Source organism: Pseudomonas sp. GT1P32 (genome assembly GCF_054897805.1).
Genome location: NZ_CM142704.1, coordinates 1,339,189 through 1,354,025 on the forward strand (window position 1 = coordinate 1,339,189; position 14,837 = coordinate 1,354,025).

Annotated in this window: 14 protein-coding genes; 9 read left to right on the forward strand and 5 right to left on the reverse strand. The window is 59.8% G+C overall.

What is annotated here, in order from left to right; genetic code table 11:
* Positions 1–14: 14 nt before the first annotated feature.
* On the reverse strand, positions 15–470 hold the full coding sequence (locus ACYZUC_RS06080) for a (2Fe-2S)-binding protein (protein ID WP_461994332.1): 456 nt from the start codon (positions 468–470) through the stop codon (positions 15–17).
* Positions 471–767: 297 nt separating this feature from the next.
* Complete coding sequence (locus ACYZUC_RS06085; RefSeq protein WP_461994334.1) at positions 768–1,613, reverse strand: oxidoreductase; 846 nt, start codon at positions 1,611–1,613, stop codon at positions 768–770.
* A 113-nt stretch (positions 1,614–1,726) separates the two neighbouring features.
* On the opposite strand from ACYZUC_RS06085, the gene ACYZUC_RS06090 reads away from it, so the two are divergent.
* On the forward strand, positions 1,727–2,647 hold the full coding sequence (locus ACYZUC_RS06090; RefSeq protein ID WP_461994335.1) for a LysR family transcriptional regulator: 921 nt from the start codon (positions 1,727–1,729) through the stop codon (positions 2,645–2,647).
* A gap of 34 nt (positions 2,648–2,681) precedes the next feature.
* On the opposite strand, the gene ACYZUC_RS06095 is transcribed toward ACYZUC_RS06090, so the two are convergent.
* The gene (locus ACYZUC_RS06095; protein WP_461994337.1) at positions 2,682–2,930 is read right to left on the reverse strand and encodes a transmembrane sensor/regulator PpyR; all 249 of its coding nucleotides are present in this window, start codon (positions 2,928–2,930) and stop codon (positions 2,682–2,684) included.
* 293 nt (positions 2,931–3,223) lie between these two features.
* Between ACYZUC_RS06095 and ACYZUC_RS06100 the strand changes: the two genes are divergently transcribed.
* The 5 genes from ACYZUC_RS06100 to ACYZUC_RS06120 all read left to right on the forward strand — a co-directional run bounded on the left by ACYZUC_RS06100 (position 3,224) and on the right by ACYZUC_RS06120 (position 8,792).
* On the forward strand, positions 3,224–3,748 hold the full coding sequence (locus tag ACYZUC_RS06100) for a sigma-70 family RNA polymerase sigma factor (protein ID WP_192227371.1): 525 nt from the start codon (positions 3,224–3,226) through the stop codon (positions 3,746–3,748).
* Positions 3,749–3,752: 4 nt separating this feature from the next.
* Complete coding sequence (locus tag ACYZUC_RS06105) at positions 3,753–4,736, forward strand: FecR domain-containing protein (RefSeq protein ID WP_461994339.1); 984 nt, start codon at positions 3,753–3,755, stop codon at positions 4,734–4,736.
* 103 nt (positions 4,737–4,839) lie between these two features.
* On the forward strand, positions 4,840–7,326 hold the full coding sequence (locus ACYZUC_RS06110; protein WP_461994341.1) for a TonB-dependent siderophore receptor: 2,487 nt from the start codon (positions 4,840–4,842) through the stop codon (positions 7,324–7,326).
* Positions 7,327–7,419: 93 nt separating this feature from the next.
* Positions 7,420–7,923 (forward strand): VOC family protein, encoded by a 504-nt coding sequence (locus ACYZUC_RS06115; protein ID WP_461994343.1) that lies wholly within the window; start codon positions 7,420–7,422, stop codon positions 7,921–7,923.
* A gap of 35 nt (positions 7,924–7,958) precedes the next feature.
* Positions 7,959–8,792, forward strand: coding sequence for an AraC family ligand binding domain-containing protein (locus ACYZUC_RS06120; RefSeq protein ID WP_461994345.1), 834 nt, complete (start codon positions 7,959–7,961; stop codon positions 8,790–8,792).
* Positions 8,793–8,800: 8 nt separating this feature from the next.
* Here the strand turns inward: ACYZUC_RS06120 and ACYZUC_RS06125 are convergent, their stop codons facing one another.
* The gene (locus tag ACYZUC_RS06125) at positions 8,801–9,388 is read right to left on the reverse strand and encodes a LysE family translocator (RefSeq protein ID WP_461994347.1); all 588 of its coding nucleotides are present in this window, start codon (positions 9,386–9,388) and stop codon (positions 8,801–8,803) included.
* Between the two features lie 85 nt (positions 9,389–9,473).
* The gene (locus ACYZUC_RS06130) at positions 9,474–10,805 is read right to left on the reverse strand and encodes an aminotransferase-like domain-containing protein (RefSeq protein WP_461996824.1); all 1,332 of its coding nucleotides are present in this window, start codon (positions 10,803–10,805) and stop codon (positions 9,474–9,476) included.
* Positions 10,806–10,906: 101 nt separating this feature from the next.
* Between ACYZUC_RS06130 and ACYZUC_RS06135 the strand changes: the two genes are divergently transcribed.
* The 3 genes from ACYZUC_RS06135 (at position 10,907) to ACYZUC_RS06145 (ending at position 14,494) form a co-directional block, all read left to right on the forward strand.
* Positions 10,907–11,803 (forward strand): DMT family transporter, encoded by an 897-nt coding sequence (locus ACYZUC_RS06135; RefSeq protein ID WP_461994349.1) that lies wholly within the window; start codon positions 10,907–10,909, stop codon positions 11,801–11,803.
* Between the two features lie 91 nt (positions 11,804–11,894).
* Positions 11,895–12,515 carry a LysE family translocator gene (locus ACYZUC_RS06140; RefSeq protein ID WP_461994351.1) on the forward strand — a complete coding sequence of 207 codons (621 nt, stop codon included), beginning with the start codon at positions 11,895–11,897 and terminating at the stop codon, positions 12,513–12,515.
* Between the two features lie 473 nt (positions 12,516–12,988).
* Positions 12,989–14,494, forward strand: a complete 1,506-nt coding sequence (locus ACYZUC_RS06145) for an O-antigen ligase family protein (protein WP_461994353.1) — start codon at positions 12,989–12,991, stop codon at positions 14,492–14,494.
* The last annotated feature ends 343 nt before the right edge of the window (positions 14,495–14,837 follow it).

The following is a 14,837-nucleotide window of genomic DNA, read 5'->3' on the forward strand; positions in this document are numbered from 1 at the left end:
GTGCATGACTCCCGTCAACCGATGTCGGCGGCGCGTTTGACCGCGGCACGAATCCTCGGGTAGGTGCCGCAGCGGCAGATGTTGCCGGAGAGCGCCTGGTCGATATCGCTGTCGGTGGGCTTGGGGATTTTCGCCAGCAGCGCCGCCGCTGACATGATCTGCCCGGACTGGCAGTAGCCGCACTGGACCACATCGAGTTCGGCCCAGGCTTGTTGCACCGGGTGCGAACCGTCGGTGGACAGGCCTTCGATGGTGAGGATTTTTTGCCCATTGGCCACCGCCGTGGCGGGCGTGATGCAGGAGCGCAACGGCGCCCCGTCGACATGCACGGTGCAGGCGCCGCACTGGGCCATGCCGCAACCGAATTTGGTACCGGTCAGGTGCGCGACATCGCGCAGGACCCAAAGCAGCGGCATGTCCGCAGGGACATCCAGTGCCTGATCCTTGCCATTGATGTTGAGGGTCAGCATGGCGAATTCCTCAGACTCACGGCCCATGTAGGAGCGAAGCTTGCTCGCGAAGGCGGTGTGACAGACGACTTCCATGTCAAATGACACGGCCCCTTCGCGAGCAAGCTTCGCTCCTACAGGTAGCGCTGTTTGGGTTATCCCTATAGCTAAGCGCAAATTGCCGGGCGAGACCGGTTCATCGACCACCGGTACTCTCAAAACCACCTCAAACCTGTAGGAGCCAGCTTGCTGGCGAAGGCGACAGTATGGCCACTGCTGCTTCGCCAGCAAGCCGGCTCCTACAGGTTGCGTCGGGGCTTAGAAATCGGTGGAAACCGACACTTCGCGCCAAGCCTGCAACTCACCGGCGACAAAGCTGTTTTTCGCTTCGATCGCCGCGACGCAGTCACTGCCCAGCGGCAGGCGCAGCGGTGCCTTTTGCGCTTCCACCAAGGTGATCATGACCTGGGCCAGTTTGTCCGGATCACCAGGCTGATTCAGGGTCACGGCCTTGGCAATCTTGCGCACTTCGCCCGCAGTGCCGTCGTAGTCGGCAATCGAGGACGGCGACTCGACCAGCGAGTTGCCCTCAAGGAATTCGGTGCGGAAATAGCCGGGTTCAACGATGGTGACCTTGACGCCCAGCGGCTCCAGCTCGGCATGCAGCGCTTCACTCAAGCCTTCGACGGCAAATTTGGTCGAGCAGTAAACACCGAAACCCGCCCCGGACCTGTAACCCCCCACCGATGACAGGTTGATCACATGCCCGCTGCGAGCGGCGCGCATGTGCGGCAGGACGGCGCGGGTGACGTTCAACAAACCGAAGACATTGGTTTCGTACACGCGGCGTATTTCATCGGCAGTGGCTTCTTCTACTGCGCCGAGCAAACCGAAACCGGCGTTGTTGACCAGCACGTCGATGCGTCCGAAGTGCTCGATGGCGGCTTTGGCGACTGCAACGCCCTGCGCTTCGTCAGTGACGTCGAGGGTGACGGCCAGCAAACCGGGTTGATCGCCAAAACGCTGAGTGATGCTGTTGGCATCGCGGGCGGTGGCAACCACCGCGTCACCGTTGGCCAGAGCGGCGGCGGCGATTTTTGCGCCGATACCGCGAGAAGCGCCCGTGATGAGCCAGATACGTTTGAAGTTGTTGGAAGTGGTCATGAGCGTGTTCCTTGTGTGCAGTGGGGGTAGGCACAAGGTACGCAGGAAGATTGCCCGGAAAAATGCCCTCGTGTTACAAGCACTATGAAACGCTCTTTCATAATGGCGCCGCAATGAATCAAGATCCTTTCGATGGCTTGACCGAGTTTCTGGCGGTAGCCGAGCACAAGAGTTTCACCCTCGCCGCGACTCGGTTGGCGGTCACCCCCACCGCCGTCAGCCATGCGATCAAATTGCTCGAGCGCCGTACGGGCGTGTTGCTATTCCAGCGCACCACACGCCGAGTGGCGTTGACTGAAGCCGGGGCCAGCCTGTTTGCGCGGTTGCGCCCTGCGGCCAGTGAAATCGATGAGGCGCTGGCGGTGCTCAGCGGCTTTCGCGATCAGCCCATGGGCACGCTGCGCCTCACTGCACCGAGGCTGTCCGGGGCCTTGTTGATGGAGCCGCTGATTCCGCTGTTTCGCGAGGCTTATCCGCAAGTCACCCTCGACATCTCCCTTGATGACGCCACGGTGGACCTGATGGCTGGCGGTTTCGATGCCGGGATCCGCCTGGGCGAGTCCATCGAAAAAGACATGGTCGCAGTGCGCCTCACGCCGGATCTGCAATGGTCGGTGGTGGGTGCGCCGGAGTACTTCGCCAAGGCAGGCAAACCGGCCAGCCCTGAAGACCTGACCCGTCATCAATGCATCGGTTTTCGCTTTTCGACCTCGGGGAGCGCGCACCGCTGGGAGTTTCGCCGCGAGGGGCGCGATTTTACGGTGGGTGTCGAGGGCGGCGTGATCGTCAATGACCGAAGGTTGCTGGTGGCGGCCGCCCGTAGCGGTTCGGGCCTGGCGTATGCCTGCGATCTGGAAATCGCCGATGAGTTGGCGGACGGCCGACTGGAGCGGGTGCTGCAGCCGTTCGTGCCACTGAGTTCGGCGCTGTACCTGTATTTCCCCAGCAGAACCCAGACTCAACCGAAGTTGCGCGCCTTTATCGACCTGGCCACCCGCTGGATCGCCGAACAGGGCGGCCTGGGGCGAGGCTAGAGTCTCGGCACAAGCAAAATGCCGGTCTGATGCCTCAAACCGCTGCGGTGACCAAGCCTTTGCCCATCCGATGCTGGGCCAGCAGGCGCATGACATAGCCAATCTTGATCAGGGTAGGCCCGATGATGGTCATGGCATGCATCGCGACCAACACCACGATCGGCAGGTATCCGGCGTAGAGATAAGCGCCGTAGATGCCTGCCAGCAGCAGCGCCAGGCCCGCGCCCAGCATGTTGCTCGACAGGTGCAAGACATTCTGAGGATTGCTGAAGTAAGCGAACATTTTTCCGTACTCCCGAATCAGACCAGTTGTACGTTTGTTACTTCAGATTTCGTGCCAGTTTTTTAAGTTATAAAAATCAACACGCTACGACGAAGGCAGTCAATTTGACCTAACGCCAGAACAGTCAAAACGACTACGACAAGAGTCAATTTGACACAACCAAGGCCTTCTACCTGGCCGCACAACCTAAAAGCAAACCAATATCATTTGCACACAGCAAAACCTTTTGTTTTAATCGCGACCAATTCTTATTTGCACCAACGGCGCCTGTCGCCCATGGATATCTGTTCACGATGATGGTCGCCGATTCTTCCAGCGTTCAGAACCTCTACGTCACGCATCACCGCTGGCTGCATGAGCTGCTGCGCCGCCGCTTGAGCAATGCGTTCGATGCTGCCGACCTGGCCCATGACACCTTTATCCGCGTGCTCAAGCGCCCTCAAGTGTTCGACTGCGAAAGTCGCGAGCGCTCCTACCTGGCGACCATTGCCCGTGGCTTGTGCATCGATCACTGGCGCCGTCGACAGCTGGAACAGGCGTGGCTGGAAACACTGGCTGCACGTCCGCAGGCGGTTCAACCGTCGCCGGAGCAACGGGCAATCATCGTCGAGACCTTGTACGAAGTGGACGCCATGCTACTGCGCCTGCCAAAGAATGTTCGCGACGCGTTCATCCTCGCCCAGTTGCATGGCCTGCCCTACCGCGCCATCGCCGAAGAAATCGGTGTGTGCGAGCGCATGGTGAAAAAGTACCTGGCACAGGCGCTGATGCACTGCGCGATGCTTGAGGCCGAACTCGATGGCCTGTTGATCGAGTAGCGCCATGCCCGCCACTTCTTCCAACTCGATCAGCCATGCCAGCCTCGAACAAGCGGCGCAATGGTATGTGCAACTCAACGATCAGCACGTCGGCGATCAGGAACGTCAGCGCTGGCAAGCCTGGCTGGCGCAAAGTGGCGATCATCAGGCGGCCTGGCGCTATGTCGAGCGTGTTGGCCAGCGCTTCGCCGCGCTACAGGATGATCACCCGCAGGCCGCCGGACTTGTGCTGCGTAATACCACGCGCTCGCCGATCAGCCGTCGGCAGACAGTCAAGAGCCTGCTCATTCTCGCATCGGGCGGGCTACTGGGCTGGAACGCCTGGCGGGAATCTTCGCTGCCGGACGTTCTGGGCCGATGGACCGCCGATCTTTCTACGGGCACCGGCGAAACCCGGGAAAGCCTCCTCAGTGACGGCAGCCGCATCTGGCTCAACGCCCTCAGCGCGCTGAATGTGCGTTTCGACACCACGCAACGCCTGCTGCTGTTGAGTGCCGGGGAAGTGTTGATCGATACCGCCAAGGACAGCAGCCGAGCGTTTCTGGTGCAAACCGCCGAAGGCCGGATGCGCGCGCTCGGCACTCGTTTCAGCGTGCGGCAGGAACAACAGCGGACATTGCTGAACGTCTACGAAGGCGCGGTCGAAGTTCGAACCACGGCGGGCCAGGTGCAGGTGGTCGAGGCCGGACGACAATTGGCGTTCACGCAAAACCACACGCCACCTTCCACCGAAGCAGCAGCGGGCCGCGAAGCCTGGCGCCGTGGTCTGTTACTGGCGGACAACCTGCCGCTGGGGCAGTTGATCGAAGAATTGAGCCGCTACCGACCGGGGCATCTGGCGTGCGACCCGGCCATCGCCGGTTTGCCGGTGATGGGTTCGTTTCCGCTCAAGGACACCGATCAAGCCTTGCGCCTGCTGGAAGCGGCGCTACCAATACGCGTCGAAAAAACCATGGACTGGTGGGTCAACGTCGCGCCGAAAGCGTGAACCAAAAACATTTCAACGCCACAGTTCCCTTTTTGGTTTTTCGTCCGGTTAACCCTGTGAAGCACTTCAATTGCCGTCCGATCTGATTCCAGGGAACACCCTTTTGCGCGACTCCTTCGCTCGCACTCGTTTTGCCTTGCGTCCGTTGGCACTGGCCCTTCCGGTCGCGCTGCTGAGTCTTGCCCCGACCTTCGCCCACGCCGGAACAGCCGGCACCCGTGAACAGTCCACCAGCCAGAAGCGTTATTACACGATCGCTGCCGGCTCGTTGGTCAGCGCACTCAACCGTTTCGCCGAACAGGCGGGGATATTCCTCGCCGGCCGCAACGATCTGGCGAGTGATAAATACAGCCCGGGGCTTGAAGGCGAATTCACCGTGCAACAGGGCTTGCAGCGACTGTTGCAAGGCAGTGGCTTGCAAGCCCAGCCTCAGGGCGACCGCGGCTATGTCCTGCAGCTCGCCCCCGCAGCAGATGGGCCGCTGGAACTGGGCACCACCAACGTTTCCGGCCAGGCGCTCGGCGCCATCACCGAAGACAGCCACGCCTACACCCTCGGATCGACCTCTTCAGCCACCGGGCTGTCGCTGTCCTTGCGTGAAACCCCGCAGTCGGTGTCGGTCGTCACCCGCCAGCAACTGGACGATCAGGGCTCCACCAGCATCGCCGACGCCCTGCGCCGGGTGCCCGGCGTCAGTGTGCAGAACTACGACAGCGAGCGTTGGGAGTTTTCCAGCCGTGGCCTGCCGATCACCAACTTCCAGTACGACGGCGTCAACACCGACTACGACGGCGTCTACGATTACGGCACCACCAGCACCGACATGGCGACCTTCGACCGCGTCGAGATCATCAAGGGCGCCACCGGGCTGATGACCGGTTCAGGGGACCCATCGGCCACCGTCAACCTGATCCGCAAGCGCCCGACCAAAGCATTCAAGGCCTCGATCACCGGCGCCGTCGGCTCCTGGGACAACTCTCGCAGCACCGGCGACATTGCTGGCCCGCTGACCGAGAGCGGCAACGTGCGCGGACGTTTCGTCGGGGCATATCAAGACCGCAGCGCGTACCTGGACAACTACCGCAACACCCGCGACATCGCCTACGGCATCCTCGAGGCCGACCTGACACCGGGCACTCTCGTGACCTTCGGTATCGATCAGCAAAATACCCGCTCCCGTGGCGCCAGCTGGACCGGTTTCCCGATGTACAACAGCGACGGTTCGCGCACGCGTTTTTCCCGTTCGTTCAACCCGGCCACCGACTGGAGCCGGCGCGACTTCACCAACCAGACGATCTTCGCCTCGGTGGAACAGCAACTGGCGAATGACTGGAAACTGAAGGTCAGCTACGACCGCAAACATCGCCAGCACGACACCTTCCTCGCCTCGGCCAGCGGCGGCAATCCGGACCCGCTCACCGGCAACGGCATGTTCATGTACATGGGCCGGTTCAAGGGCGATCAATTGCAAGACAACCTTGACGTCAATTTCATCGGCCCGTTCAGCCTGCTGGGTCGCGAGCATGAGCTGATCGCCGGTTTCATGTCGATGCACACGCGCCAGGACATCCCGGTGCACGGTTCGGTCTACCCGCCCCTCGACGGCAGCATCTACGACTGGCGCGGCGAGTTCGCGAAACCGGACATTGCCAAGGTCGGCGACAACGACATCGACCAGCGCCAGACCGGTGCCTACCTGGCCACCCGGCTCAAGCCAACCGACGACCTGGCGGTGATCCTCGGCGCCCGGGTCAGCCGCTTCACTGCCAGCGATGAGTTGGACTACAGCGCCCCGACCACCAAGGATGTGCGCGACAGCTACCGCCAGACCGGCGTGGTCACCCCATATGCCGGGCTGGTCTACGACCTCGACGACACCTGGTCGGTGTACACCAGCTACACCAGCATCTATCAGCCGCAGATGAGCAAGGATGCCGAGCGCAAACTGCTCGACCCGGTGGAAGGCGACAGCTACGAGGCCGGCCTCAAGGCCGAATTCCTTGACGGGCGCTTGAACGCCAGCTTCGCGGTGTTCCGCATCGAGCAGAACAACGTTGCCGAGTACGTCAGCGGTGTCGATACCGAGTCGGTGTACCGCCCGGTGCAAGGCGCCACGACCAAAGGGTTTGAAGTCGAAGTGGCGGGTGAAGTGATGGAAGGCTGGAATCTGTCGGCCGGCTACAGCTACAACCACACCCGCGATGCCAAGGGCGATTACGTCTACGGCTCGATCCTGCAAACCACCGCGCCGGAACAAGTGGTTCGGGTGTTCAGCACCTACCGGTTGTCAGGAACACTGGAAAAACTCACCGTCGGCGGCGGCGTGAACTGGCAGAGCGAATTCTTCGGCAATGTGTTCCAGCCCAACCCCAACGACCCGGTCAACTTCGGCCAGTCTTCGAAAATCACCCAGCAAAGCTATGCCCTGGTGGACGTCATGGCGCGTTACCGCTTCAACGACCACCTGAGCACCACGCTGAACGTGAAAAACCTCTTCGACCAGACCTATTACACCGGGCTCGGCAACTTTGGCACCGGGTTCTACGGCGAGCCTCGCAACGTGCAACTGACCACCCGCTGGGATTTCTGAACGGTAACTTGTCGATCTGCGGTACTTCCGTGCCCCTCCCGGCTGACTACGCTGAAAGTTCAGCACGAGTGCCCCGTGCAGAGGATTACCGCCATGCAACGCGTTCAGAAGCTCATGCCCTGCCTGTGGTTCGACGATCAGGCGGAGGACGCCGCGAAGTTTTACTGCTCGGTGTTCGATCATTCAAAAATCACTGCCACGACCTACTATGGCCACGCCGGTTTCGACTTCCATGGCCGCCCTGAAGGCTCCGTCATGACGGTCAGCTTCGAGCTCGACGGGCAGAGTTTCACTGGCCTCAACGGTGGCCCAATGTTCAAGTTCAGCGAGGCAATCTCGTTTCAGGTCAACTGCCAGACCCAGGAGGAAGTCGATCACTTCTGGGGCGCCCTGAGCGCGGGGGGCGTCCCTCAGGCCCAGCAATGCGGCTGGCTCAAGGACAAATTCGGCCTGTCGTGGCAGATCGTGCCGATCGCCCTGATGGACATGATGAAAGACCCCGACACGGCAAAATCACAGCGCGCCATGGAGGCGATGCTGCAAATGAAAAAACTCGATATCGCAGCACTGCAACGAGCCTTTGACGGCGAGAGCTAATACACTCCGGTGCTGACCTGCCGAGGACACCGACGATGAAGCCCACCGCTGGCAAAGACGCTGACAAGGCCCCCCGCTTCTGGCGCGACGATGCCCTGCCCTTCATTGAAGCCCGCTCCATCGCCGATGGGCGCGAGGTCTGTTACACCCGGCATGCCCACGAACACTTTTCCATCGGCGCGATTACCGCCGGGCGAAGTACCTATATCCATGAACAATCGGAGTTTGAGGTCAGCGCCGGCACCGTAGTGCTGATGAATCCCGGCGACGTCCACGCCTGTAATCCAATCAATGACCAGCCGTGGTCGTACTTGATGTTGTACGTCGATACGCCGTGGCTCACCGATTTGCAGCATCAGCTCGGGTTCGGCAGCGATTTGGCGTTTCGGCGGTTTTCCATCACCCATACGTCTGACGCCAGCCTGTTTGCCGGCCTGAAGGCGTTGTTTGAAACACTGGTCGATAGCGAGCAGGACGTGCTGAGCAAACACAGCGCGGCGGTCGAGTTTTTCACCGAAGTGCAGCAACGACTCAACCCCGGCGATCAACCGCTGCGCGAGCCCAATTTCAAACTGGAGCGCGCGGCTGACTACATCCGCGACAACTGCACGCAAATGCTCAAGCTCGAAGATATTTGCGACGCCGCGCAACTGTCGCCGTCCTACCTGATCCGCGCCTTCAAACAGCATTACGGCATGACCCCCCACGCATTTCTGGTCAACCGACGCATCCAGTTTGCCCAGGATCGTCTGCGCAGCGGCAAGCTGATCGCCGACGTGGCGCTGGAAGCCGGGTTTGCCGATCAGGCGCATTTTCAGCGGGCGTTCAAACAGCATCTGGCGGCGACACCGGGGCAGTATCGCGGCTGAATGATCGATCAGGGCAGCAACAGGTAAACCGCACTCATCGCCAGCAACAGCGCCATGATCCGGTTGAACACGCGCATCCCTGCCGGGTTGTTCAGATAGCCGCGCAGAAAAGTCCCGGCGTACGCCCAGCAGCCGACGGACAGGTAGCAGATCACCAGATACACCGCGGCAAACTGCCAGACCAGCCGCGCCTCGCCATCGGCGACGAACGCGCCCATGCCGGCCACGCAGGCCAGCCAGGCTTTCGGGTTGAGCCACTGCATGACCGCGCCGTACACCATCGACGGCGCACGCGCAGAATCTTTTGCATCAAGTTGCCCGTTGTCCGCCGCCAGTTTCCACGCCATGAACAACAGAAACGCCACGCCGGCCAGTTGCACCACCCGCGTCAGCGCCGGCCATGCCTGCAACACTTCATGCAACCCCAACCCCATCAACACCAGTAGCAACACAAAACCCAGCGTTGCGCCGGCCACGTGGCGCTGACTGGCGCGAAAACCGAACTGCGCACCAGAACTCAACGCCACAATGTTGACCGGCCCCGGCGTAATCGAGGCCACCAGGGCAAACGCCGCCATCGAAATAATCAGACTCATTGCATACCTTCTTCAATTCAGTTGAACCAGGCCTCACGGTAAGGTGCGGGTTGGTCCGCGTATTGAAGAAAACTGCCCAACCGTTCTAGGAATAAGCGCCCAGCACCCGCTTCACCTTGATCAGCGCTACTCGAAGAGAATCCATGTCCACCGACCCCAGCGCCAACCGGATCGCATGGGGCGCATTGGCAGCGACGGAAAAGGGTTCGGCGGTGGAAACAGCCACTTGCTCTTGTATCAACTCCACGGCGATCTGGTCCGCCCTGGCGTCCTCCGCCAGTGGCAGCCACAAAAAGTAGGAAGAAGGATGAGTGATGCAGGGCAACCCTTTCAGAAGCTCCGCTGCCAGGGTTTGCCGAGCCTGTGCGTCCGCGCGCTTTTGCGCCTCAAGTTTGCTGACGGTTCCATCGTCGAGCCATGCGCAGGCAATCGCGGTCATCACGCCAGGCGTATTCCAGGTGGTCGCCCGGATCACGCGTTCCAGTGCCGGCACCTTTTCAGCCGGCGCGGCAACGAAGCCGACACGCAGGCCGGTGGCGACGTTCTTCGAAAACCCTGAAACGTAGACAGTCCTTTCCGGCGCCAATTGGGCCACTGGTGGTGGCGGGTCTGATGCGAGAAACGCGTAGGCGGCGTCCTCGATGATCAACAGGTCGTGGGCGCGCGCTATCGATACGAGCTGGTTCCGCCACCCCGCGTCCATCACCCAGCCCAGCGGGTTGTGCAAGGTCGGCATGGTGTAGACGGCCCGCACCGAACGACGCCGGCAGAGCGTGTCGAGCGCATCGAGATCGGGTCCCGTCTCCGTGACGGGAATGGGCACGATTTCCAGGTGCAACGCTTGCGCCAGCACTTTGAAACCCGAGTAGGTCAACGCATCTGCCGCGATCACATCGCCCGGCTTCAGCAGCGCCATCATCGTCACCGCCAAGCCGTGCTGAGCACCGCTGACGATCAATACCTGCCCGGCTTCTACGCTCAGCCCTCGCATGCGCAAATGGCTGGCGACCGACGCGCGCTCATGCAGGCGCCCGCCATGCGGCTGGTAGCGCAGATGGGATTCCAGATCGCCGGACAACGCGAGCTGACGCAAGGCGTTGCGCAACAGATCGGCCTGGCCGGGCAATGAAGGGTAGTTGAAATTCAGGTCCATCACGCCCGCGGCCACTTCGGGTTGATCAACACCATGGCCGGGCGGCAGCGACGTTTCCCGAACGAACGTGCCCCGCCCGGTTTCCCCACTCACCAGCCCCATCGCCTCAAGCTCTGCATACACCCGGCTGGCCGTGACCAGGGCCAGCCCTTCTGACTCGGCCAACTGACGGTGCGTGGGCAAGCGAGTGCCCGGCGGCAAACGTCCACAACGGATATCAGTGGCAAAGGTGTCAACCAGCGACTTGTATCGGGAGCGCGGCATCTCGAGATGTATCCATGACAATTTTTTGATTGTCTTCATAGTCAGCCATACGATGCGCTCAAGGCAACCCGCCGCGAAAACAATCATGGAGTGTGACCTCAATGGAACGCGTATCGAACCTGCACATCGAGCCCCGGGAAAAGACCACCAGCGGGTGGCTCAACGGGTTGATCGGCGTAGTGATCTTCAGCGGCTCGCTGCCGGCCACGCGAGTGGCGGTGCTGGAATTCGACCCGGTGTTCCTGACCGTTGCCCGGGCAACCATCGCCGGCGTTCTGGCGTTGTGCATGCTGTGGCTGTTCAAGGAAAAACGCCCTGCAAGGAGCCAACTGCTGCCGTTGTTCATCGTGGCCATGGGCGTGGTGGTCGGCTTTCCCCTGTTGACGGCGCTGGCGTTGCAATACGTGACGTCAGCGCACTCCATCGTCTTCGTTGGCCTGCTGCCGCTCGCGACCGCCGTGTTCGGCGTGATCCGCGGTGGTGAGCGGCCGCGGCCGGTGTTCTGGTTTTTCTCGGTCCTGGGCAGCCTGCTGGTGGTGGGATTTGCGGCCTCCCAAGGCCTGACCGCCTCGCCTGAAGGCGACATCCTGATGCTGCTGGCCATCCTCGCGTGCGGCCTCGGTTATGCCGAAGGAGCGAAACTGTCCAGAACACTGGGCGGCTGGCAGGTGATTTGCTGGGCGTTGGTGCTGTCGCTGCCGGTGATGGCGCTGTTGACCGGGTGGCTCGCCCCCGCATCGTTCTCCGGTATCAGCACACCGGCCTGGTTCAGCCTCGGTTATGTGTCGCTGTTCAGCATGCTGATCGGCTTCGTTTTCTGGTATCGCGGGCTGGCTCAGGGCGGGATTGCCGCGGTCGGGCAACTTCAGCTCCTGCAGCCGTTTTTTGGCCTGGCGCTGGCGGCGACCTTGCTTCACGAGCAGGTCAGCATCGGCATGCTGGTGGTGACCGTGGCGGTGATTCTGTGTGTGGCGGGGGCGAAGAAGTTCGCGAAGTAAGCGATTGTACGGGGCGTGCCGTTCGCCACTGTATGGGTCGAGCCGTACGGCACCTGTGATAAAAATATCGCTCTCGCTTCTGGAGCCGATCATGGACCTCGCCACCCTTTCCCTTTTCCTCCCGGCCTGCTTCGCCCTGAACATGGCACCGGGTCCGAACAACCTGCTGTCGGTCAGCAATTCGACGCGTTACGGTTACCGCACCGCGTGTGTGGCCGGGATCGGTCGACTGCTGGCATTCGCCGGGATGATCGCCCTTGCCTCGGCGGGACTGGCGGTGGTGTTGCAAACGTCGGAGTTGTTGTTCTACGCGATCAAGATTATCGGCGCGGCGTACCTGTTCTACCTCGCCTGGCAATTGTGGCGCGCGGATCCGGGGGCTGAAAACGTTGTGACCGGCGCGCCGGCGGGGATGCTGACATTGGCGCGGCAAGAGTTCCTGGTGGCCGCCGGCAACCCGAAGGCGATCCTGATTTTCACTGCTTTCCTGCCGCAGTTTGTTGACCCGAACCAGGCCGTGACGCCGCAATTTGCGGTGCTGGGTGCGCTGTTCCTGATCCTGGAATGGATTGCCATCGGCGCCTACGCCTACATGGGCCTGCACATGCGCCGCTGGTTTGCGAAACCTCGGGGCAAGCGGATTTTCAATCGCTGCTGTGCGGGGTTGCTGTCGGCGGCGGCTTCGGTGTTGCTGATGGCACGCCGTGGTTGAAGTGTTTCACGCCTGGTGATTTATCATTCATTTCAGGTCCATCCCGCATCCAGGCATTCAAGCTACCGGTAACGCCCCTCGCTGCGCTTCAAGCTGAGCCTCTGCATGAGCGGACAAAGGTGTCCGCGTCATGCTTCCCGCCTCGAATGACCATGCCCCACCCTCGCGCGGCATCGCCACACTGGCTCGAATATCAACGTCCTGACACTTCAGAATTGTTCCGACCTATGGTCGTGGCGCCACTACCCCTCCGCGTCTAGCCTCACTGCGGGTGATTTAACGGCAATTTGGCCACGCCAACAGTGCGATTCCGAAACTTGGTCAATATCAGGTTAACCGGCTGAATTATCGTTTTGACTGGCTCTCGCTTTTACTCGATGGAACTCAGGCTGTACTGAAAATGTCAGCTACTTGAGGCCCTCGCTTAAAGCGGTCCCCTTTACTGACACGGGGGTAATCAAGGTAGCAGACATATGGTATTCAATAAAAATAACGCAACAATTGCCGTCGCAGCACTTACCGCTATTTGCCTGATACAACAACACGGTTTTATTTTTTATCTGGGTGTCGCCGGAATTTACTCACTCATCATTCTGGCGGCCTTTTCTCCCTGGCTGGGGTTACTCGCGCTATTTCCCCTTCTGTTTTCCCTTCCCCCGGCACCTGCCACCATCGGCATCACCGAACTTTCGTTCGCCCTGCTACTGGCTGTCATCTTTGTGGGTGCACTGGTAAAACTTTCACGATCCGCCAGCATGCGGGTGGCATTAAAATATTTCGGCCTGGCATTACTTGTCGGATTACTTGTATTGGCAGTCAACCTGTTCGTCGCGGTAAAAAACGGCGTGCCGTTGGTAGATTGGGCGCGTGGCGCAATTCCGTTCCTCTTCATTTATAACTTTTTGTCTGTCGCGATACTCGTAGGCAACGATGAAAACAGAATTCGTTGGTTGGGCGGATCCATTGCCACGTTAATCTTCATGCTCTCCGGCTATATTGTTTTTTACTATTTTTATAACGACATCTGGCGACCCTACTGGCTTGTGCTGGTAGACGACAGGGTCGTCAGAATGTCCGAAACTGCGGCCCTGCATTATTCCGAGGCCCTTGGCCCGATGCGCGACAGGGTGACAATGATGGTAGCGCAATCGACGGATGCCTTATTACCTGTCGGGGTCGTGCTGGGTGTCGTCCTGGCAACACTGGCTCGACGCAAAAGTATCGTCACCATCGGCTTATTGATGGCCTTGACCTGCCTGTTCGCCGTACTGACCACCTTCACCCGAAGCATGTTACTGAGTTCGCTGCTCATCACATTTGTGTTTACGGCTTTTATATTCATGTTTCGCAAGGAACTGCGGCTTAAAGTCGTGAAAATTGGAACTGCGTTGGGCGTAGCTGGCGTGGTCTTCATGTTCGCCACTGGCATGCAGGACGTATGGACCGGGCGAATGAGCCAACTGACGGAAATAAGAACTGGCAACCTGAACGATTTTTACAGCAGAGACCCTTCCTTGAGACGAAAACTGGACTTTAACGTTTCGTCCAGACTGGAAGAGTACAAAATCGCCTGGAGCATGTTTGTCAGTCATCCCCTATTAGGCAACGGCTTGGGTATCAAGCACGAAATGCAGTGGCAGACCGCTGAGAATGAGCTGCAAACCAAATGGGTTGCTTATGTGCACAACTGGGTTTTTTATATTTTGATGGTCGGCGGCATCGCTGGTTTCTTTGTTTATTCGGTCGTACTGATGGGGCCGTTGTTTTTCAGGTTGTCCAGGATCAAGTCTGAATCGACACACTGGACCATTATTCGTGCGGCCGTACTGACCATGATTGTCTATGGTGCTTTCTTCGCTGTCTTCCGGCTCATCACCTTCAATCTTTTGATTTCCGTTATCTGGGGAGTGATATTTGCTCAGATACTTGCCGATCGTCGAAAAAGCCAGTCCTCTATAAAGGAAGAGGTGGCTTTATAAGTAAGCGGTCAGGTCGCCATTTTTTGAGTCCACGGCATTGAAAACCGCGATGCCCTTAGCCTTGGGCGCCGCCGGGCCACGATACTGGTGACTCCCCACACACCTCGCCTTGCACCTCCTCCGCTGACCACCTGCCCAGGGTTTTGATGCCTGCTCCGCAGCTTCAGACGCTGGCGCTTGATACAGGGAAAGCGGAGTACCCATTTCAGGAACTTTCCTACATTCAGCAACCGAGCGTGTCGGTATCTTCTTCTGCCCGCAGCCTGAAGCACGGGCTCCCAAGAATGCCAACGAGGACACCTCATGATCTATTCAGCGCGTCGGGCAGCAGTCACGCCTGCCC